The organism is Pseudomonas sp. EpS/L25, from assembly GCF_001512295.1.
Classification (GTDB): domain Bacteria; phylum Pseudomonadota; class Gammaproteobacteria; order Pseudomonadales; family Pseudomonadaceae; genus Chryseomonas.
On sequence record NZ_LNUP01000015.1, the window covers coordinates 419839 to 438806 of the forward strand.

At 66.7% G+C, this 18968-nt stretch carries 18 protein-coding genes; 7 read left to right on the top strand and 11 right to left on the bottom strand.

The genetic code is table 11. The annotated features are described in order from the left end of the window. Positions 1 to 70: 70 nt before the first annotated feature. The 11 genes from purD to AR540_RS18545 form a co-directional block, all read right to left on the bottom strand. Positions 71 to 1354: a phosphoribosylamine--glycine ligase gene (gene purD / locus AR540_RS18495; protein WP_059230800.1), complete on the bottom strand. Its 1284-nt coding sequence runs from the start codon at positions 1352 to 1354 to the stop codon at positions 71 to 73. 89 nt (positions 1355 to 1443) lie between these two features. Further along, positions 1444 to 3036, bottom strand: a complete 1593-nt coding sequence (purH, locus tag AR540_RS18500; RefSeq protein ID WP_059230801.1) for a bifunctional phosphoribosylaminoimidazolecarboxamide formyltransferase/IMP cyclohydrolase — start codon at positions 3034 to 3036, stop codon at positions 1444 to 1446. A 64-nt stretch (positions 3037 to 3100) separates the two neighbouring features. Further along, the gene (gene fis / locus AR540_RS18505) at positions 3101 to 3421 is read right to left on the bottom strand and encodes a DNA-binding transcriptional regulator Fis (protein WP_059230803.1); all 321 of its coding nucleotides are present in this window, start codon (positions 3419 to 3421) and stop codon (positions 3101 to 3103) included. Continuing rightward, complete coding sequence (gene dusB / locus AR540_RS18510) at positions 3418 to 4410, bottom strand: tRNA dihydrouridine synthase DusB (RefSeq protein WP_059230805.1); 993 nt, start codon at positions 4408 to 4410, stop codon at positions 3418 to 3420. Before dusB ends, fis begins: the two co-directional genes overlap by 4 nt. Positions 4411 to 4566: 156 nt before the next feature. Then, on the bottom strand, positions 4567 to 5940 hold the full coding sequence (locus AR540_RS18515) for a DUF3426 domain-containing protein (RefSeq protein ID WP_059230808.1): 1374 nt from the start codon (positions 5938 to 5940) through the stop codon (positions 4567 to 4569). Positions 5941 to 6206: 266 nt separating this feature from the next. Continuing rightward, positions 6207 to 7082, bottom strand: coding sequence for a 50S ribosomal protein L11 methyltransferase (gene prmA, locus AR540_RS18520; protein WP_059230811.1), 876 nt, complete (start codon positions 7080 to 7082; stop codon positions 6207 to 6209). 238 nt (positions 7083 to 7320) lie between these two features. Beyond that, complete coding sequence (gene accC / locus AR540_RS18525) at positions 7321 to 8667, bottom strand: acetyl-CoA carboxylase biotin carboxylase subunit (RefSeq protein ID WP_059230813.1); 1347 nt, start codon at positions 8665 to 8667, stop codon at positions 7321 to 7323. Positions 8668 to 8683: 16 nt separating this feature from the next. Further along, positions 8684 to 9142 (bottom strand): acetyl-CoA carboxylase biotin carboxyl carrier protein, encoded by a 459-nt coding sequence (gene accB / locus AR540_RS18530; protein ID WP_059230814.1) that lies wholly within the window; start codon positions 9140 to 9142, stop codon positions 8684 to 8686. A gap of 53 nt (positions 9143 to 9195) precedes the next feature. After that, positions 9196 to 9642 (bottom strand): type II 3-dehydroquinate dehydratase, encoded by a 447-nt coding sequence (gene aroQ, locus AR540_RS18535; protein ID WP_059230816.1) that lies wholly within the window; start codon positions 9640 to 9642, stop codon positions 9196 to 9198. Between the two features lie 118 nt (positions 9643 to 9760). Continuing rightward, positions 9761 to 11524, bottom strand: a complete 1764-nt coding sequence (dsbD, locus tag AR540_RS18540) for a protein-disulfide reductase DsbD (protein ID WP_059230819.1) — start codon at positions 11522 to 11524, stop codon at positions 9761 to 9763. A gap of 56 nt (positions 11525 to 11580) precedes the next feature. Further along, on the bottom strand, positions 11581 to 13200 hold the full coding sequence (locus AR540_RS18545) for a response regulator (protein ID WP_059231585.1): 1620 nt from the start codon (positions 13198 to 13200) through the stop codon (positions 11581 to 11583). 267 nt (positions 13201 to 13467) lie between these two features. On the opposite strand from AR540_RS18545, the gene AR540_RS18550 reads away from it, so the two are divergent. From AR540_RS18550 to AR540_RS18580, 7 genes are all read left to right on the top strand, one after another. Further along, positions 13468 to 14484, top strand: coding sequence for a DUF2333 family protein (locus AR540_RS18550; RefSeq protein ID WP_059230821.1), 1017 nt, complete (start codon positions 13468 to 13470; stop codon positions 14482 to 14484). Further along, positions 14484 to 15035, top strand: coding sequence for an NUDIX hydrolase (locus tag AR540_RS18555; protein ID WP_059230824.1), 552 nt, complete (start codon positions 14484 to 14486; stop codon positions 15033 to 15035). Before AR540_RS18550 ends, AR540_RS18555 begins: the two co-directional genes overlap by 1 nt. Positions 15036 to 15177: 142 nt before the next feature. Beyond that, complete coding sequence (locus tag AR540_RS18560; protein ID WP_059230827.1) at positions 15178 to 15522, top strand: translation initiation factor Sui1; 345 nt, start codon at positions 15178 to 15180, stop codon at positions 15520 to 15522. Positions 15523 to 15608: 86 nt separating this feature from the next. Beyond that, positions 15609 to 17522 (top strand): arginine decarboxylase, encoded by a 1914-nt coding sequence (gene speA / locus AR540_RS18565; RefSeq protein WP_059230829.1) that lies wholly within the window; start codon positions 15609 to 15611, stop codon positions 17520 to 17522. 64 nt (positions 17523 to 17586) lie between these two features. Next, positions 17587 to 17841: a hypothetical protein gene (locus AR540_RS18570; RefSeq protein ID WP_059230831.1), complete on the top strand. Its 255-nt coding sequence runs from the start codon at positions 17587 to 17589 to the stop codon at positions 17839 to 17841. Beyond that, positions 17838 to 18401 carry a lipocalin family protein gene (locus tag AR540_RS18575; RefSeq protein ID WP_059230833.1) on the top strand — a complete coding sequence of 188 codons (564 nt, stop codon included), beginning with the start codon at positions 17838 to 17840 and terminating at the stop codon, positions 18399 to 18401. Before AR540_RS18570 ends, AR540_RS18575 begins: the two co-directional genes overlap by 4 nt. Positions 18402 to 18418: 17 nt before the next feature. Then, complete coding sequence (locus AR540_RS18580; protein ID WP_059230836.1) at positions 18419 to 18913, top strand: YbhB/YbcL family Raf kinase inhibitor-like protein; 495 nt, start codon at positions 18419 to 18421, stop codon at positions 18911 to 18913. Positions 18914 to 18968: the final 55 nt, after the last annotated feature.

Here is an 18968-nt window from a genome sequence, read left to right on the forward strand (position 1 = left end):
GTATCGAGTATAGATCAGCCCATCGCAGCCGGTGACGTCATCGGCTGGACGGACGAATCCCGGACGAGCGTCACTGTCGCTCGCGGGCGATGGCACGGTAGCCGATATCGCTACGGAAGAAACAGCCATTCCAGGAAATTTCCCGCGCCAGGGCATAGGCGTTCTGCTGGGCAGCGGAAACCGTATCACCTAACGCCGTGGCGCACAGCACCCGGCCACCGGCTGTTACAACCTGACCGTCGCGCAGGGTGGTACCGGCATGGAACACCTTGCCCGGCAGCGCCGCGGCAGCCGCCAGGCCGGCGATGGCGTCGCCCTTGGCGTAGTCGCCGGGATAGCCGCCGGCGGCCAGGACGATGCCCAGGCTCGGCCGCGGATCCCAGCGGGCTTCGATCTTGTCCAGCGCCTCGGCCAGTGCCGCTTCCACCAGCAGCACCAGGCTGGATTGCAGGCGCAGCATCACGGGCTGGGTCTCGGGATCGCCGAAACGGCAATTGAATTCGATGACCTTGGGCGCCCCGCTGGCATCGATCATCAGACCGGCATAGAGGAAGCCGGTGTAGACGTTGCCTTCGCTGGCCATGCCGGCCACGGTGGGCTCGATGATCTCGCGCATGACCCGGGCGTGCACCTCGGCGGTTACCACCGGTGCCGGGGAGTAGGCGCCCATGCCGCCGGTGTTGGGGCCGCTGTCGCCGTCACCGACGCGCTTGTGGTCCTGGCTGGTGGCCATGGGCAGCACGTGCTTGCCGTCGACCATGACGATGAAGCTGGCTTCCTCGCCGTCGAGGAATTCCTCGATCACCACCCGCGCACCGGCGTCGCCGAAGGCATTGCCGGAGAGCATGTCGCGCACGGCGTCCTCGGCTTCGGCCAGGGTCATGGCGACGATCACGCCCTTGCCGGCGGCCAGGCCGTCGGCCTTGATGACGATGGGGGCACCCTGCTCGCGCAGGTAGGCCAGCGCCGGCTCCACCTCGGTGAAGTTGGCGTAGGCGGCAGTGGGGATCCGGTGCCGGGCCAGGAAGTCCTTGGTGAAGGCCTTGGAGCCTTCCAGCTGGGCCGCGCCTGCGGTGGGGCCGAAGCAGGGCAGGCCGCGTCGGCGGAACAGATCGACCACCCCGGCCACCAGGGGCGCCTCGGGGCCGACGATGGTCAGCTGGACGTTGGCGGCGGCGAAGTCGGCCAACTGCTCCAGGGCCAGGACGTCGAGGGCGACGTTCTCGCACTTGGCCTCGGTGGCGGTGCCGGCGTTGCCCGGTGCGACGTAGACCTTGGTCACCCGACTGTCCTGGGCGACCTTCCAGGCCAGGGCGTGTTCGCGACCGCCGCTGCCGATGATGAGTACGTTCATGCAGAATTCCTCTCGGGCGTCCGCATCGGGGCGGCCACCGCTGAAAATTGGCGCGACGGCGAGGCCTTGCGGCCGCGCCGTGGCAGGTCTTAGTGACGGAAGTGGCGCATGCCGGTGAAGACCATGGCGATGCCCGCTTCGTCGGCGGCGGCGATGACCTCGGCGTCACGCATGGAACCGCCCGGCTGGATCACCGCGGTGATGCCGACGGCCGCGGCGTTGTCGATGCCGTCGCGGAAGGGGAAGAAGGCGTCCGAGGCCATGACCGCACCGGCCACGGCCAGGCCGGCATGCTCGGCCTTGATGGCGGCGATGCGTGCCGAGTTGACGCGGCTCATCTGGCCGGCGCCGATACCCACGGTCTGCTGGCCCTTGGCGTAGACGATGGCGTTGGATTTGACGAACTTGGCCACCTTCCAGGCGAAGATCAGATCCTGCAGCTCCTGCTCGCTGGGCGCGCGCCGGGTCACCACCCTGAGGTCGGCGGCGGTGATCATGGCGATGTCGCGGCTCTGTACCAGCAGGCCGCCGTTGACGCGCTTGAGGTCCAGGCCGGGTTTGCGCTCGGCAGGCCACTCGCCGCATTCCAGCAGGCGGACGTTGGCCTTGGCGGCGACCACTTCACGGGCCTCGGCGCTGACGCGCGGGGCGATGATCACCTCGACGAACTGACGCTCGACGATGGCGCGGGCAGTCCCGGCGTCCAGCTCGCGGTTGAAGGCGATGATGCCGCCGAAGGCCGATTCGTTGTCGGTCGCGTAGGCCAGTTCGTAGGCCTGGCGGATGTCGCCGGCCACGGCCACGCCGCAGGGATTGGCATGCTTGACGATGACGCAGGCCGGCTCGTCGTAGCTCTTCACGGTTTCCAGGGCGGCGTCGGTGTCGGCGACGTTGTTGAAGGACAGTTCCTTGCCCTGCAGCTGGGTCGCGGTGGCCACGCAGGCTTCGCTGGCGTGCTCGACGTAGAAGGCCGCCTGCTGGTGCGGGTTCTCGCCATAGCGCATGTCCTGCGCCTTGATGAACTGGGCGCTGAAGGTGCGCGGGAAGGCGGCGCGGCCCTCGGTGGACAGGGTCTCGGCCTGCTGGTCGATGCTGCCCAGGTAGTTGGCGATCATGCCGTCGTAGGCGGCGGTGTGCTCGAAGGCCTTGAGCGCCAGGTCGAAACGCTGGGCATAGGTCAGGCCGCCGGTCTTGAGATTGTCGAGAATGGCCGCGTAGTCGCTGGCATTGACCACGATGGCGACGTCCTTGTGGTTCTTGGCCGCGCTGCGGACCATGGTCGGGCCGCCGATGTCGATGTTCTCGATGGCGTCGGCCAGGCTGCAACCGGGCTTGGCCACGGTGGCGGCGAAGGGGTAGAGGTTGACCGCGACCAGGTCGATCGGACGGATGCCGTGCTCGTTCATCACCTCGTGATCGATGCCGCGACGACCGAGGATGCCGCCGTGGATCTTCGGGTGCAGGGTCTTGACGCGACCGTCCATCATCTCCGGAAAGCCGGTGTAGTCGGCGACTTCCACGGCCGGGATGCCTTCGTCGCGCAGCAGCTTGTAGGTGCCGCCGGTAGACAGGATTTCCACGCCGATGGCCGCGAGTTCACGGGCGAAGTCGACGACGCCCGTCTTGTCGGACACGCTGATCAGCGCACGGCGGACGGGGAGGCGAGAGGTCTGGTCGGTCATGGTCATGTCCATCAGGAGAAGAGAGACCGCCGGTCGAGCCCTGGGCCGCCGGCGAGGAGGCGCATCAGAGCAGGTCGTACTGCTTGAGCTTCTTGCGCAGGGTGCCGCGATTGAGGCCGAGCATTTCCGAGGCCTTGGTCTGGTTGCCCTTGACGTAATTCATCACGCTTTCGAGCAGCGGTGCTTCCACTTCGCAGAGCACCATGTTGTAGACGTCGGTCACCGGCTGCCCATCGAGATGGGCGAAATAGTTGCGCAGCGCCTTCTCGACGCTGTCGCGCAGCGTCTGGCCCTCCTGCAGGGGGGCGGTCAGGTGCTGCTTTAAGTCGCCGTTGTCGCTCACGGGCGCTATTCCAGTCAAAGGGGTCTGGGTCATCGAATTCATGCCACCTGCTTCCCGATCGGGGGCTGCGCGAAGAAGGCGCGAATGCTGGCGTGTTGCGCGTCCGCGTCTTGCAAACGATTGAACAGGGCGCGCGATTCCGTCGCGCCGGGGCGATCGGCCAGGTACCAGCCGACGTGCTTGCGCGCGATGCGTACGCCCATCTCCGGGCCATAGAAGGCGTGCAGGGCGGCCATGTGCTCCAGCAGGATGGCTGCCACCTCGGCGTCGGTCGGCGCCGGCAGGTGCTCGCCGGTCGCCAGGTAATGCGCGATCTCGCGGAAGATCCAGGGACGGCCCTGGGCGGCGCGGCCGATCAGCAGGCCGTCGCAGCGGGTGTGTTCGAGCACCGCCCGGGCCTTTTCCGGGCTGTCGATGTCGCCATTGGCGAACACCGGGATCCCGACCGCCTGCTTGATGGTGGCGATGGTGTCGTATTCGGCAGCGCCGAGGAACCTGTCGTCACGGGTACGCCCGTGCACGGCCAGGGCCTGGATGCCGGCATCCTCGGCCAGGCGCGCGATGCGCGGGCCGTTGCGGTGCTCGGGATCCCAACCGGTGCGGATCTTCAGGGTGACGGGGACATCCACGGCGGCGACCACGGCGGCGAGGATCTCGGCCACCAGGGCCTCGTCCTTCATCAGCGCGGAACCGGCGGCCTTGTTGCAGACCTTCTTGGCCGGGCAGCCCATGTTGATGTCGATGATCTGGGCGCCCAGCTCGACGTTGCGCTGGGCCGCTTCGGCCAGCATGGCCGGATCGCCGCCAGCGATCTGCACCGAGCGCGGCTCCTGCTCGCTGGCGTGAATCAGGCGCAGCCGCGACTTGCGGCTGTCGTAGAGACGCACGTCGCTGGTCACCATTTCCGACACGGCCATGCCAGCGCCCAGTGCGAGGCACAGGCGGCGGAAGGGCAGGTCGGTGACCCCGGCCATGGGCGCGAGAATCAGCGGATTGGGCAAGGTATAAGGGCCGATGCGTACCATCGACATATCTTTTTCCCTGGCGAATAGGCGCCTGTTCCGCCTGCGCCGGAAACCGGCCGCGGACAGGGACTGCTGTGCTTGAAAAGGGTTGGGAATGATACCCGCTCGCCGCCTCCGGATAAAGCGCGAGTTGGCTAGTTTATGAGCAATTCCCGGGTTCCCTCACTCCGGCGAAAAGAAGCTCAGGCTGTAATTCACCGCCCGTGGACCGGGGTCGAGGATGTCCAGCGCGATGTGGATCGGCGTCTGCGGCGGCATCTCGTCCTGACCCTTGAGCTCGCCGTTCAGGTACTCGCCCGGCTTGAAGCGGCGGCTGGCGAGCAACTGACCGTTGAGGTCGGCGAAACGCAGTTCCAACAGCGGGAAGGGCTGCGAGAAGGGCGCGCGGTTGTAGAGGATGGCATCGACGCGCAGGGCGCCGGAGAACTGCGGGTGGCTGCGCACCACCAGGTTGCTGCTGCGGATCTGCTGGACGTCGACCTTGGAGGGCACCTTGCAGCCGAGACTGGCGCAGGCCTGGACGAACAGCGGCCGGTAGCCGTCCTGCCGCGCCAGTTCGTCGAAGTGGTAGTAGACGTACTGGCCGGCCAGAGCCAGCAGGGCCAGCAGGCAGAGGAAGAACCACAGCAGGCGGCGCCCCCAGCGCGGGCGTTCGCGGCGGGTGTCCAGCAGCAGAGGGTCGTCGTGCAGGTCGACCAGGGGATCGTCCCGCCATTCCGGCTCGCTGCGCAACGCGCTCGCCGACTTGGCCGGCAGGGCTTTCTCTTCGTCGTCACGGTCGGCGCTGAGCGGCTCCGCGACCGGCTCCCGCCAATCGTCCAGGCGCCCCAGGCCGGGTTCGGCGCGGTCGTCGTCCTCGGCATCGACGTGGCCGAGGGCTGGCTCCTGGCGTTCGCGCGCGGGCACCGTGAGCGGGGCGGGCGGCGGCGGGGCGGCCGGGCGCAAGGGCGCCGCACTGGTGGTGATCGGTGCCAGGGGGGGGATCGACCGTGGGGCGACGACGGGCTCGGGTTCGGCTGCAGGCTCGGGGTGGTCGTCGCGCTCCGGCTCGGCAACAGCGTGCAGCGCCAGCGGCTCAGGTTCGGCTTCCCGCTCGGCGGTGACGGACCCCAGTGCCGGCAGTTCCAGCGGGTCCTCGTCATCCTTGGGACGACGCGCGGCCAGGCCAGGCTCCGGCGCCGGTTCTGCCTGCGGTGCCTTCACCGAGGGGGCCGAGGCAGGCATGGCCGGAACACGGCGCTGCTCTTCCAGTGCGCCGAGGCGGGCGACCTCGGCGTCGAGCTCCAGGTGGCTGAGATCCAGCTCGTCGTGCGGCCAGGCGGCTTCGTTCGGCGTCGGCGCTGTCGCGGCGGGCGGCGGTACCACCGGGGCGGGCGCGGCGGCCGGAGCGGTCAGGGGCGCCGCCTGATTGGTAGCGTTGAAGACTTCCAGACAGACGCCGCACCTGACGTCACCGTCCGCAGCGGCCAGATGTTCCTGGGTGACGCGGAAGCGAGTATGGCAATGCGGACACTGGGCGACGAGGGAATCGGTCATGGCGAGGCGACAGCCAGGGAATTTAAGCGCGCTAGTGTACCCGAAGGCCCTGGCGAAAGAAGGGCTTCCGCCGGCCCGCCCGGTGAGCGGTCCGCCGGTGTGGCGGTCGTTGGAGCCCGTTCTAAGTCTCGTGAGCTAGAGCCAAACAAGGCCTGGGCGGCCGCGCGAAAATAGCTGAGGAAGCGGAGTTTACGAGTGGTGAATGAGCATTCCGAAGGCATTTTCAACGCCGTTTGGCCGACGCGCAGCAGACGTTGGACCGGCCCTTAGCGAACGCGGGTGCCGCTGATGCGCACCCAGCCGTCGAGGGTGGCGGTGGGCTCCAGGTCGAAGCTGCCGGCGTAGGCGGCACGCACGTCCTCGGCCTGCTCCGCGAGGATGCCGGAGAGCGCCAGGCGGCCGCCGACACGGGTCAGGCGAGTGATCTGCTCGGCCAGGCCGACCAGCGGACCGGCGAGGATGTTGGCTACCACCACGTCGGCCGGTTCGCTCGGCAGGTCGGCGGGCAGGTACAGCGGAAAGCGTGCCGGGTCGATGCCGTTGCGATTGGCGTTCTCCCGCGAAGCTTCCAGTGCCTGGACGTCGATGTCGGTGCCCAAGGCGCGCTCGGCGCCCAGCAGCAGGGCGGCGATGGCAAGGATGCCCGAGCCGCAGCCGAAATCCAGCACCTGGCGACCGGCCACCGGCTCGCCGTCCAGCCATTGCAGGCACAGGGAGGTGGTGGGGTGGGTGCCGGTGCCGAAGGCCAGGCCCGGGTCCAGCAGCAGGTTGACCGCCTCCGGCTCCGGCGCCTCGTGCCAGCTGGGCACGATCCACAGGCGCTGGCCGAAGCGCATGGGCTGGAAGTTGTCCATCCAGCTACGCTCCCACTCCTGGTCTTCCAGGCGCTCCACCTCGTAGGTCAGGCCATTGGCCAACAGTCGTACGCGCTGCTCCAGGGCCGCAGCGTCGGTATCGCCTTCGAACAGCGCCAGCAGATGGGTCTGGGACCACAGCGGCGTGGTGCCGAGATCCGGTTCGAAGATCGGCTGGTCCTCGGCGTCCATGAAGGTCACCGAGACGGCGCCCAGTTCGAGCATGAGGTCTTCGTAGGTTTCCGCCTGGGCGGGAGTGAGGGCGAGGCGGACTTGCAGCCAGGACATGATGGGCTACCTGAATCGGATCAAAGCGGGGAGGGTAAATGAAAACGGGCTGCCCGAGGGCAGCCCGTCTATTGGATAAGAAGCCGGCGGGGCGAGCGAGCTAGGTCAGGCAAGGCGGAAATCGCCGAGGAAGCCCATTCTACCTAGGGTAAATGAGCATTCCGACGAGGCCGTCCAGGCCGGGCTGCCGACCCAGGCGGCTTCCAACGCAGCCTGGCCGACGCGCAGCCGTCCCGCGTTAGTGGCGCATGCCGAGCTTCTTCTCCAGGTAGTGGATATTCACCGCGCCCTGGCCGAAGGCCTGGTCGCGGGTCAGCATCCGGTGCAGATCGGCGTTGGTCTTGATGCCGTCGACGATCAGCTCGTCCAGGGCGTTGCGCATCCGGGCCATGGCCTCGTCGCGGGTCTTGCCCCAGGTGATCAGCTTGCCGATCAGCGAATCGTAGTTCGGCGGAACCTTGTAGCCGCTGTACAGATGCGAATCCACCCGCACGCCGTTACCACCCGGCGCATGGTAGTGCTTGACCAGGCCCGGGGAGGGCATGAAGGTCTTGGGATCTTCGGCATTGATCCGGCACTCGATGGCGTGGCCGGTGATCTTGATGTCTTCCTGCTTGATCGACAGCGGATTGCCAGCGGCGATGCTGAGCATCTCCTTGACGATGTCGACACCAGTGATCATCTCGGTCACTGGATGCTCCACCTGCACGCGGGTATTCATCTCGATGAAGTAGAAGCGGCCGTCTTCGTAGAGGAACTCGAAGGTGCCGGCGCCACGGTAGCCGATGTCGATGCAGGCCTTGACGCAGCGGGCCAGCACTTCTTCGCGGGCCTTCTCGTCGATCTGGGGCGCGGGCGCCTCTTCGATGACCTTCTGGTGCCGACGCTGCAGCGAGCAGTCACGGTCGTAGAGGTGCACGGCATTGCCCTGGCCATCGGAGAGCACCTGGACTTCCACGTGACGCGGATTGCCGAGGAATTTCTCCATGTAGACCATGGAATTGCCGAAGGCGGCGCCAGCTTCGGTCTGGGTCAGCTTGATCGACTTGATCAGCTCGGCCTCATCCTCGACCACGCGCATGCCGCGACCACCACCGCCACCGGCGGCCTTGATGATCACCGGATAGCCGACTTCGCGACCGATGCGCAGGCACTCGGCCTCGTCATCCGGCAGGGCGCCGTCGGAGCCCGGGACAGTAGGCACGCCGGCCTTCTTCATGGCGTTCTTGGCGGAGACCTTGTCGCCCATCAGGCGAATCACCTCGGCGGTGGGGCCGACGAAGGCGAAGCCGGACTGTTCCACCTGCTCGGCGAAGTCGGCGTTCTCGGCGAGAAAGCCGTAGCCGGGATGGATGGCGGTGGCGCCGGTGACTTCCGCGGCACTGATGATGGCCGGGATGTTCAGGTAGGACTGGGGCGAGGGGGCCGGGCCGATGCACACCGATTCGTCGGCGAGGGACAGATGCATCAGCTCGCGGTCGGCGGTGGAGTGAACCGCCACCGTCTTGATGCCCAGCTCCTTGCAGGCACGCACCACGCGCAGGGCGATTTCCCCGCGGTTGGCGATCAGGACTTTTTCCAGCATCGTGGGCTCCACGGGCTTAGACAATGGTGAACAGCGGCTGGTCGAATTCGACGGGCTGACCGTTCTCGACCAGCACCTGGCCGATGGTGCCGCTGGCTTCGGCTTCGATGTGGTTCATCATCTTCATGGCTTCGACGATGCACAGGATGTCGCCTTTCTTCACCTGCTGGCCAACTTCGACGAAGGGCGGAGTGGTGGGCGAGGAAGCGCGGTAGAAGGTGCCGACCATGGGCGAACGAGCCACGTTACCGGTCAGTTGCGGAGCGGCAGCCTCGGCGGCGGGCGCAGCAGCGGCCGGCGCGGCAGCCGGAGCCGGGGCGGCGACCGGAGCGGCGGCGTAGACGGTCTGCATGCCCTGGCCGCGGCCAGTGTTGCGGCTGATGCGGACGGACTCTTCGCCTTCGCGGATTTCCAGCTCGTCGATACCGGACTCTTCCAGCAGCTCGATCAGTTTCTTGACTTTACGGATGTCCATTGGCGTTGGCTCTCCCCTCGGGTTCAGATGATGTTCTAGGAATTGGATCGCGCTCAGCCGCGGGCGGCGAGCTGTTCGCAGGCGGCTTCCAGGGCCAGGCGATAGCCACTGGCGCCGAGCCCGCAGATGACCCCGACCGCCACGTCGGAAAAATAGGAGTGGTGGCGGAAGGGTTCGCGCTTGTGCACATTGGAAAGGTGCACTTCGATGAATGGGATGCTCACCGCGAGCAAGGCGTCACGTAGGGCGACGCTGGTATGGGTGAAGGCGGCCGGATTGATCAGGATGAAATCCACCCCTTCGTCGCGCGCGGTATGGATGCGGTCGATCAACTGGTGCTCGGCGTTGCTCTGCAGGTACTGCAGGCGATGCCCGGCAGCGCTGGCGCGGGCTTCGAGATCGGCGTTGATCTGGGCCAGGGTGGTGGCACCGTAGACGCCCGGCTCCCGGGTCCCCAGCAGATTCAGGTTGGGCCCATGCAGTACCAGCAGATGCGCCATAGCCGCCTTGCCTCACGTTTTCGCAACCAGATTGGCCGCGGACTATGCCGCAACCTGAGGTGACTGTCCAGTCGCTGGACGTTTGCCGGAAATGCCAGCACGTTGGGCGAAATTTCTTTTAATCGCTGGAGCTGAGCCTTTTTACCTCAGTCAGGCGGGCGAGAAAGCCGGTAGCGTCGATTTCGCCGACGATGCGAGCCGAGGTCCGTTCCTGGCCCCTTGCATCGTAGAACAGGATCGCTGGCGGGCCGAACAGGCCCTGGCGCTCCAACCATTGCCGTTGTTCCCGGTCGCTCGCCGTCATATCGAAGCGAATCAGCGTGAAATCCCGCAACTGTGCCTGCACCCCGGGATCGCCGAACACCTCGCGCTCGATGAGTTTGCAACTGATGCACCAGTCGGCATAGACATCCACCAGCACCGGGCGGCCCTGACCGAGGGCGGCGGCGAGGGCCGCCGGATCGCTGAGGCTGCGCATGACGTCCGCGCGGGCGGCCACGGCAGGCGCCGCGGCGTCGCCCAGCGGGCGCAAGGGATCGCTGGCACCGCGCAGGGCGCCGATGCCGGCCGCCGCGCCATAGACCACCAGGGTCAGACCCGCCAGTTGCAGCAGCCGCTGGCGGGGTGGCTTGGGCACGAATTCCAGGGCGCCGAGAAACAGCCCGGCGCCGGCCGCCAGCAGCCCCCAGGCTGCCAGCGCCAGCGGCCCCGGCAGCAGCCGTTCGAGCAGCCACAGGGCCACCGCCAGCAGCAGCACGCCGAAAGCATTGCGCATGCCCATCAGCCAGGCGCCGCTGCGTGGCAGCAGGGCTCCACCACCGGCTGCGATGAGGATCAGCGGGGTACCCATGCCCAGGCCCAGGGCGAACAGCGCTAGTCCGCCGCCGAGCCAGTCGGCGGTGCTGCTGATGTAGAGCAGCAGGCCCGCCAGGGGCGCCGAAACGCAGGGCGAGACGATCAGGCTGGAGAGCACGCCCAGGGTGGCCGCGCCGCCCAGGGAGCCGCCGCGGGTGCCGCTGGCCAGTTGTTCCAGACGATCACGCAGGACCGCCGGCAGGCGCAGTTCGAAAAGACCGAACATGGCCAGGGCGAACAGCGCGAACAGCGCGGCGAAGGGAATCAGCACCCAGGCCGACTGCAATTGCGCCTGCAGATTGAGACTGGCGCCAAAGACCCCCATGAGCGCGCCCAGGGCGGCGAAGCTCAGGGCCATGGGCACCACGTAGGTCATCGCCAGCAGCAGGCCGCGTCCCGGCCGTACCCGCCCGGCCAGGACCACTGCCGAGACGATGGGCAGCATCGGCAGGACGCAGGGGGTGAAGGTCAGCCCGAGTCCGGCGAGAAAGGCCAGCAGGAGGCTGTTCCAGCCGAGCTGATCGGGGACGAGAGCGTCCGCCGCCGGGGTCGCTGCGGTCGACATCGCAGGGCCGGCGATGTCCAGTGTGCGGGTTTCCGGCGGATAGCAGAGACCGCGATCGGCGCAGCCCTGGTAGGTCACCTTTATTTGGCCACCGCGGTCGGGCGCCAGGGGCAGGGGGATGTCGACGCCGGCGTGATAGACCTGGACGTCGCCGAACCATTCATCGTGCTTGGGCTCGCCGGGCGGCAGGGCCACCGGCGCGGTCAGCAGACCGGGGTCGGCGTCGAAGGCGAAGCGTTGCCGATAGAGGTAGTAGCCCTCGGCAATGATGAAGCGCACCTGGGGGCGGCCCTCGGCGTCGCGGCGCTGCTCCAGGCGGAAGGCCTGATCCACCGGCAGGAATTGCTGACTGGGACGCTGGCCGTCCAGGCCCAGCGCGGCGCTCGGGCGCGGCGCATCGAACAGGCCGGCGGCGGCGGGCAGGGTCAGCAGCAGGGTGAGCAGGAACAGCAGGACACGCATGGGCTTCTCGATGAACGGCAGCGGCCGATCATAGCAGAGGCGATGGCGGGGTCCGGTTAATCCTGGCCGTACTGGCGCACGCAGTTGCGGCCGGCGCGCTTGGCGGCGTAGAGCGCCTGGTCGGCCTGCTTGGCCAGCAGCGTCATCTCCTGGTTGGGCTCCAGCTGCGCCAGGCCCGCACTGAAGGTACAGCTGAGCTCCTTGGGCGGGGCGGGATAGTGGATCTCGGCGAAGCGCTGGCGGATCTCGTCGATCAGCCGGGTGGCGGTGGCCAGGTCGGTATCGGGCAGGACGATGGCGAATTCCTCGCCACCGTAGCGACCGATGTGATCGGACTTGCGCAGGCGTTGCTTGAGGAACAGCGCCAGGCTCTTGATCACCCGGTCGCCCATGGGGTGGCCGTAGTGGTCGTTGACCTGCTTGAAATGGTCGATGTCCAGCATGGCGAAGGTGATCGGCCGCTGGGTACGGCGGGCGCGGAAGCAGGCGTCTTCCAGCAGCTGCAGGGTATGGGTGTGGTTGTACAGGCCGGTGAGGCTGTCCTGGACGATGCGCGCCTGCAGGCTGCGCGCCCGGGCGGCGCGGGTGCGGACGGTGGCGATCAGGTGACGCGGCTTGATCGGCTTGGTGAGGAAGTCGTCGCCACCTTCGCTCATGGCGTCCAACTGCTTGTCGAGATCGTCCTCGGCCGACAGATAGATGATGGGCACGCTGACATAGCGCTCGTGCTGGCGAATGACCTTGGCCAGCTCGGTGCCGATGCACTCGGGCATGTACATGTCGAGGATGATCAGGTCGGGCACGAATTCGGCCAGGTGGGACATCACCGCGCCAGGCTGCATCAGGGTGCGGGTGACGATGCCGGCACTGTTGAGCGCCATTTCCGTGGCCATGGCCTGGGCGCGCGAGTCGTCCACCACCAGGGCGCGGATCGGGTCGTAGTAGACGGTACGGGTGAGATTCTCGATCTTCTCCAGCAGCCGCGCCGAATCCAGGGTGCCGGTGTAGAACTCCTGGCCGCCGGCGCGGACCGCCGCCAGGCGAAAGGGCGTATCGGCCTCCTGGTGGCTGTAGAACAGCACCGGTAGCTTGCGCTCCAGGCCGGTCTGGGCCTCCAGCGCGAGTTGGATACCGGCACCGACGCCGCCGAAGTCCACGTCCATGACGATGACCGCCGGGTGGCGGGTGTCCAGCATCTGGCGGAATTCCTCGGCGCTGCGGCAGATCTGGATGACCACGCCGAAGTATTCCATCTGCTGCGCCAGACGCTCGGCACGCGCGGTATCGAGCAGGGCGATGTAGATCGGCTTGCGCAGCGGTGGCAGGCTGGTGGTCTCCAGCTGGTCGCCCTGGCGCAGGCCGGTGCGCGACAGGCTCTGCATGGCCTGGCTGAGCTCGGTGATGGCCTGGCTGTTGAGGCGGCCACGATTGGCCGCGACCTGAGCCAGGGTCGCGGCGATGGCCTCGGCGAGTTCGGCATGCCCCTGCTGGTCGAAGCGCTTGGCGTATTGCAGCAGGCGCGCGTTGGCATCGGTCAGCTCGGCGAGACTGCTCGCGTTCCATTCGTCCCGCTGCAGCCGCTGCCAGATCTCGAGCACCTGGCGCGACTGATGAATGACCCGCTGGGCGAAGTGCAGCTTCAGGCGGTCGCGGCTCGGGTCTTCAGGTTCGCTCACGAATTGATCCGTCATTCTTGAGGTGATGGCTCTATGCTACCAATTGAAGACCGGCAGGGAAGAGGCGTTACCCTGGTTAGCGGCGGCGATGCCGCTCGCATGGACACTGCCGGTCGCTTCTGGAGTAGCGTCCGTCGCCTGTTACCCTAGTCTCGGGATGACCGCCGACGCGCCTCTGCCGCCTGCGCCCGAGCTTAAGCGCGCAACCGGCGCCACCGGCGACAGTCCAAGCGCAGACCCCTTTGAAATCATTGCAAGGAATTGGCCATGCGGGAGTGGAATATGAGGTCGGGATGGCTCCGGCTGGTGGCAGTGCTGGTGGCACTCTATCTGCTGGTCACCCTGGCGATCGGCTGGTACTGGAGCCGCGAACCGGATTTCTTCCCGTTGCAGCAGCATGCCCAGGAGGCGGCCACGGCCAGCGGGCGCAAGCTGGTATTGGGCTACACCACCGTGGAAACGCTCAAGCAGGTGGCCAGCACCCTGCTCGACAAGCCGGGTGGCTACCTCTCCAACGACATCCTGCCGCCGGGCGTCTGGCTGGACGACATGCCGTCCTGGGAATATGGCGTGCTGGTGCAGACCCGCGACCTGGCCCGTGCCCTGCGCAAGGACTTCGCCCGTTCCCAGTCGCAATCCACCGAGGACGTCGACCTGGCCCAGGCCGAGCCACGCTTCAACTTCGACAACCACAGCTGGGCCATGCCCTCGTCGGAGTCGGAATACCGCGCCGGCATCGCCTCCCTGGATCGCTACCTGGCGCGCCTGGGTGGCCAGAATGCCCAGGGCCAGCCTGCCGCCTACTTCTATTCGCGGTCCGACAACCTGCGCAATTGGCTGGGTGACGTCGAGACCCGCCTGGGCTCGCTGTCCCAGCGGCTTTCCGCCAGCGTCGGTCGGGTACGCCTGGATGCCGAGGTGCAGCCGAACCAGGACATTCCCGCCGGCCAGGTGCCGGAAGTGCACGAGCAGCGCGTCGAGACGCCCTGGCTGCAGATCGACAACGTCTTCTACGAAGCCCGCGGCCAGGCCTGGGCGCTGTCGCACATCCTGCGTGCCATCGAGGTGGACTTCGCCGATACCCTGGCCAAGAAGAACGCCACGGTGAATGTGCGCGAGATCATCCGCGAGCTGGAGGCGGCGCAGCAGCCGATCTGGAGTCCGATGATCCTCAACGGCAGCGGCTTCGGCATTCTGGCCAACCACTCGCTGGTGATCGCCAACTACATTTCCCGCGCCAATGCCGCCATCATCGACCTGCGCCAACTATTGGAACAGGGTTGATGGCGATAGACGAGCGCGAAGCGGCCCATCGCGCCGCGTCCGACCGGGAGGCGGTGGTCTGGGTCGACCGTGATGACCGCATCCAGGGCCACCTGCCGCGGGCGGAATTGCGTGCCCGTGGCCTGATCGGTCGCTGCACCTTCATCCTGCTGTTCAACGGCGCGGGCGAGCTTTGCGTGCACCGCCGTACCCTGAGCAAGGCGCTCTACCCGGGTTACTGGGACGTGGCCGCCGGCGGCATGGTGGCGCCGTGGGAAAGCTATGCCGAGTCCGCGGCGCGGGAATTGGCGGAGGAACTGGGCGTGAGCGGCGTCCCCTTGCGCCAGCACGGCACCTTCTATTACGAGGAACCGGGCAATCGGCTCTGGGGCGGGGTGTTCAGCGCCCACTGGGATGGCCCGCTGCGGTTGCAGCCGGAAGAGGTGCTGGAGGCGCGCTTTCTCGCGCCCGCGGTCATCCTTGAGCAGGCGCGCGAGGTGCCCTATTGCCCTGATTCACTGGCCGCACTGCGGCTCGTCCTGAACGGTACCGATGTCGCATCCCTGCCTTAATTTCTCGCATTCGCGCCTTAGCATCCGCGGGCGATGCTGCTACATTGCGCGGCCCCGGAATAGCGCGGCCCGAACCGGTCGGCGTTGCATCCAAGGTTGCCTCCAGGCGCCCGGCGTCTGAATCGAACTGGGAGGACGTCCCTTGAGCAAGAAAACCTCGTCGCTGTCGGACCTCAGCCGTCTGGTGTACTCCACCGACGTGGGGCGCATTCGTCCGGAAGAGCCAGCCGCCCCGGCGTCGACCGGTGACGGCATCGCCCGGGTGCGACGCGAGACCAAGGGGCGCGGTGGCAAGACGGTGACCACTGTCACCGGCGTGCCACTCGAGGGTGATGAACTCAGGGAGCTGGCCAGTGCGCTCAAGCGTCGCTGCGGCACCGGCGGCGCCTTCAAGGAGGGCATCATCGAGATCCAGGGCGACCATGTCGACCTGCTGGTTGGTGAACTCGAGAAGCGTGGCTTCAAGACCAAGCGAGCAGGCGGCTAGATCGCACCCTCGGTGCCCCTGCGTACAACTTACCGCCCCTGGCGGCGGTCCATCCAAGCAAGATTCCCTACAGGAGATTCCCGCGAATGTCCCCACGACGCACGCGCAAAGACGACGGCAGCCAGTGGACGGTGGCGGACAGCCGCAGTGTCTACGGTATTCGCCACTGGGGCGCCGGCTACTTCGCCATCAGCGACGCCGGCAACGTGGAGGTACGTCCCCATGGCCCGGACGGTTCGCCGATCGACCTGCACGTGCTGGTCGGCCAATTGCGCGAGGCAGGGCTCTCGCTGCCGCTGCTGGTCCGTTTCCCGGACATCCTGCAAGGCCAGGTACGCCACCTGACCGGCGCCTTCGACCGCAACATCGAGCGGCTCGACTACCAGGGCCGCTACACCGCTCTCTATCCGATCAAGGTCAACCAGCAGGAAGCGGTGGTGGAGAACATCATCGCCACCCGCGACGTTTCCATCGGCCTGGAAGCCGGTTCCAAACCGGAACTGATGGCGGTGCTGGCGCTGGCGCCCAAGGGCGGCACCATCGTCTGCAACGGCTACAAGGACCGCGAATTCATCCGCCTGGCGCTGATGGGCCAGAAGCTCGGGCATAGCGTCTTCATCGTCATCGAGAAGGAATCCGAGGTTCCGCTGGTGATCGAGGAGGCGGCCGAGCTCAAGGTCACGCCCCAGGTCGGTCTGCGCGTGCGCCTGTCATCCCTGGCGTCGAGCAAATGGGCCGATACCGGCGGCGAGAAATCCAAGTTCGGTCTCTCCGCCGCCCAGCTGCTGTCGGTGATCGAGCGCTTCCGCGCCGCCGGCCTGGAACAGGGCGTGCGGCTGCTGCACTTCCACATGGGCTCGCAGATCGCCAACCTGGCCGACTACCGTCAGGGCTTCCGCGAAGCCATCCGCTACTACGCCGAGCTGCGCGCCCTGGGCCTGCCGCTCGACCACATCGATGTCGGCGGCGGCCTGGGCGTGGACTACGACGGTACCCACTCGCGCAATGCCAGCTCCATCAACTACGACATGGACGACTACGCCGGTACCGTGGTCGGCATGCTCAAGGAATTCTGCGACCAGCAGGAGTTGCCGCATCCGAACATCTTCTCGGAAAGCGGCCGCGCCATGACCGCCCACCATGCCATGCTGGTGATGCAGGTCACCGACGTCGAGCGCCATAATGACAGCGTGCCGGCCAGCGAGCGTTTCGAAGGCAAGGCCGAGGTGGTGCAGTGGCTGGCCGAACTGCTCGGCGATACCGATCCGGAGATGGTCACCGAAACCTACTGGCGCGCCACCCAGTACGTCAGCGAAGCCGCCGCCCAGTACGCCGCGGGCAGTCTCAGCCTGGGCGACAAGGCGCTGGCCGAGCAGTGCTACTTCGCCATCTGCCGCCGTCTCTACAACCAGCTCAAGGCGCGTCAGCGGTCCCACCGCCAGGTGCTCGACGAACTCAACGACAAGCTGGCCGACAAGTACATCTGCAACTTCTCGGTGTTCCAGAGCCTGCCGGATACCTGGGCCATCGACCAGATCCTGCCCATCGTGCCCCTCACTCGACTGGACGAGGAGCCGGTGCGTCGCGCCGTGCTGCAGGACCTCACCTGCGACTCCGATGGCAAGATCAAGCAGTACGTCGACGAGCAGAGCATCGAGACCAGTCTGCCGGTGCACGAGGTGCGCGAAGGCGAGGACTACCTGCTGGCGGTGTTCCTGGTGGGGGCCTACCAGGAGATCCTCGGCGACATGCACAATCTGTTCGGCGATACCGATTCGGTGAACGTCTACCAGGATGCCGACGGCAGCGTACGCCATGGCGGCATCGAGACCCACGACACCATCGAGGACATGCTCAGGTACGTGCACCTCTCGCCCGAAGAGCTGATGACCTACTACCGCGACAAGGTCGCCAGCGCACGGCTCACCGCCCGCGAGCGGACCCAGTTCCTCGACGCCATGCGCCTGGGCCTGACCCGCTCTTCCTACCTCGCCGGCTGAGACGGCGAACCCTGACGGCCAGGCGGGTTCTATAGCCTTGCCGTCAGGATGGAGGAGAGGACCCATGAAGCTGCGTACGGCGTCGCTGCTGTTGAGCTGCCTGGTATTGGCCGCGTGTGGCAAGGTGACCCAGGAAAACTATTCACGGCTCAAGGCCGGCCAGACCAAGGCGGAAGTGGAGCAGATCCTGGGCGCGCCCACCGAATGCGCCGGCGCCCTGGGCGTCACCACCTGTACCTGGGGTGATCGCGGCTCCTTCATCAGCGTGCAGTATCTCAACGACAAGGTGGCGATGTTCGCCGGGCAGGGGCTGCGATGAAAACTTCTACCAAATTGTTACTGCTGGCGGGCGCCGCCGGTCTGCTCGCGGCCTGCGCCAGCGGCCCGAAGCCGGTGCCGCCGCTCACCGCCGGCAATGTCGACCTGCAGCGCTACCAGGGGCACTGGTACGAGCTGGCGCGGCTACCGATGTTCTTCCAGCGCAACTGCGCCCAGTCCGAAGCCAACTACCACGTCATGGCCGACGGCAAGGTCGCGGTGTTCAACCGTTGCCGCACCCTGGATGGCAAGGTCCAGGAAGCCACGGGCACCGCCACGCCGATCAAGCCGGGCGTGACCGATCGCCTGGAAGTTCGCTTCGATACCTGGTTCAGCGGGGTATTGCCCAACGTCGCCAAGGGACCGTACTGGATTCTCTATGTCGACGACGATTACAAGACCGCGCTGGTCGGCAGCCCTGATCGCAAGTACCTCTGGCTGCTGGCGCGCAGCCCCGAGATCTCCGCGGCGCAGAGCGAAAAGCTGCTGCGTATCGCCCGCGAGAAGGGCTACAACCTCAACCGTCTGGTCTGGCGCGAGACCGACGCCCATATGCCTTGAGTGACAGGAGCCCGTTCATGAAACTCTGGACCGATGCCTTCGCCGACAATGGCTTCATGCCCAAGCGCCACGAATTCGATGTGGCCGACTTCGGTGCCCACGGCGAGAATGTCTCGCCCGCCCTGCAATGGTCCGACCTGCCGGCCGGCACCCAGAGCCTGGCGTTGACCGTCTACGATCCGGATGCCCCCACCGGCAGCGGCTTCTGGCACTGGGTCGTGGTCAATATCCCGGTCGATACCCAGGGCCTGGCGGAAGATGCCGGTCGCGCCGATGGTGCCGGCCTGCCGGCCGGTGCCCTGCAACTGATCAACGACTACGGCACCCGTGGCTTCGGTGGTGCGGCGCCGCCCAAGGGCGACAAGCCGCATCGCTACATCTTCCAGCTGCATGCGCTCAAGGTCGCTCAGCTGCCGGTACCGGCGGACGCCACCAACGCTGTCGGTCGCTTCATGATCCACCTCAATCAACTGGCCTCGGCGACCTATACCGGTCTCTACGAGATCAAATAGGGGCTGGACGGACGAGCTAGTGTGGTGTTTCAGAAGTTATCTACACAATTTTGGC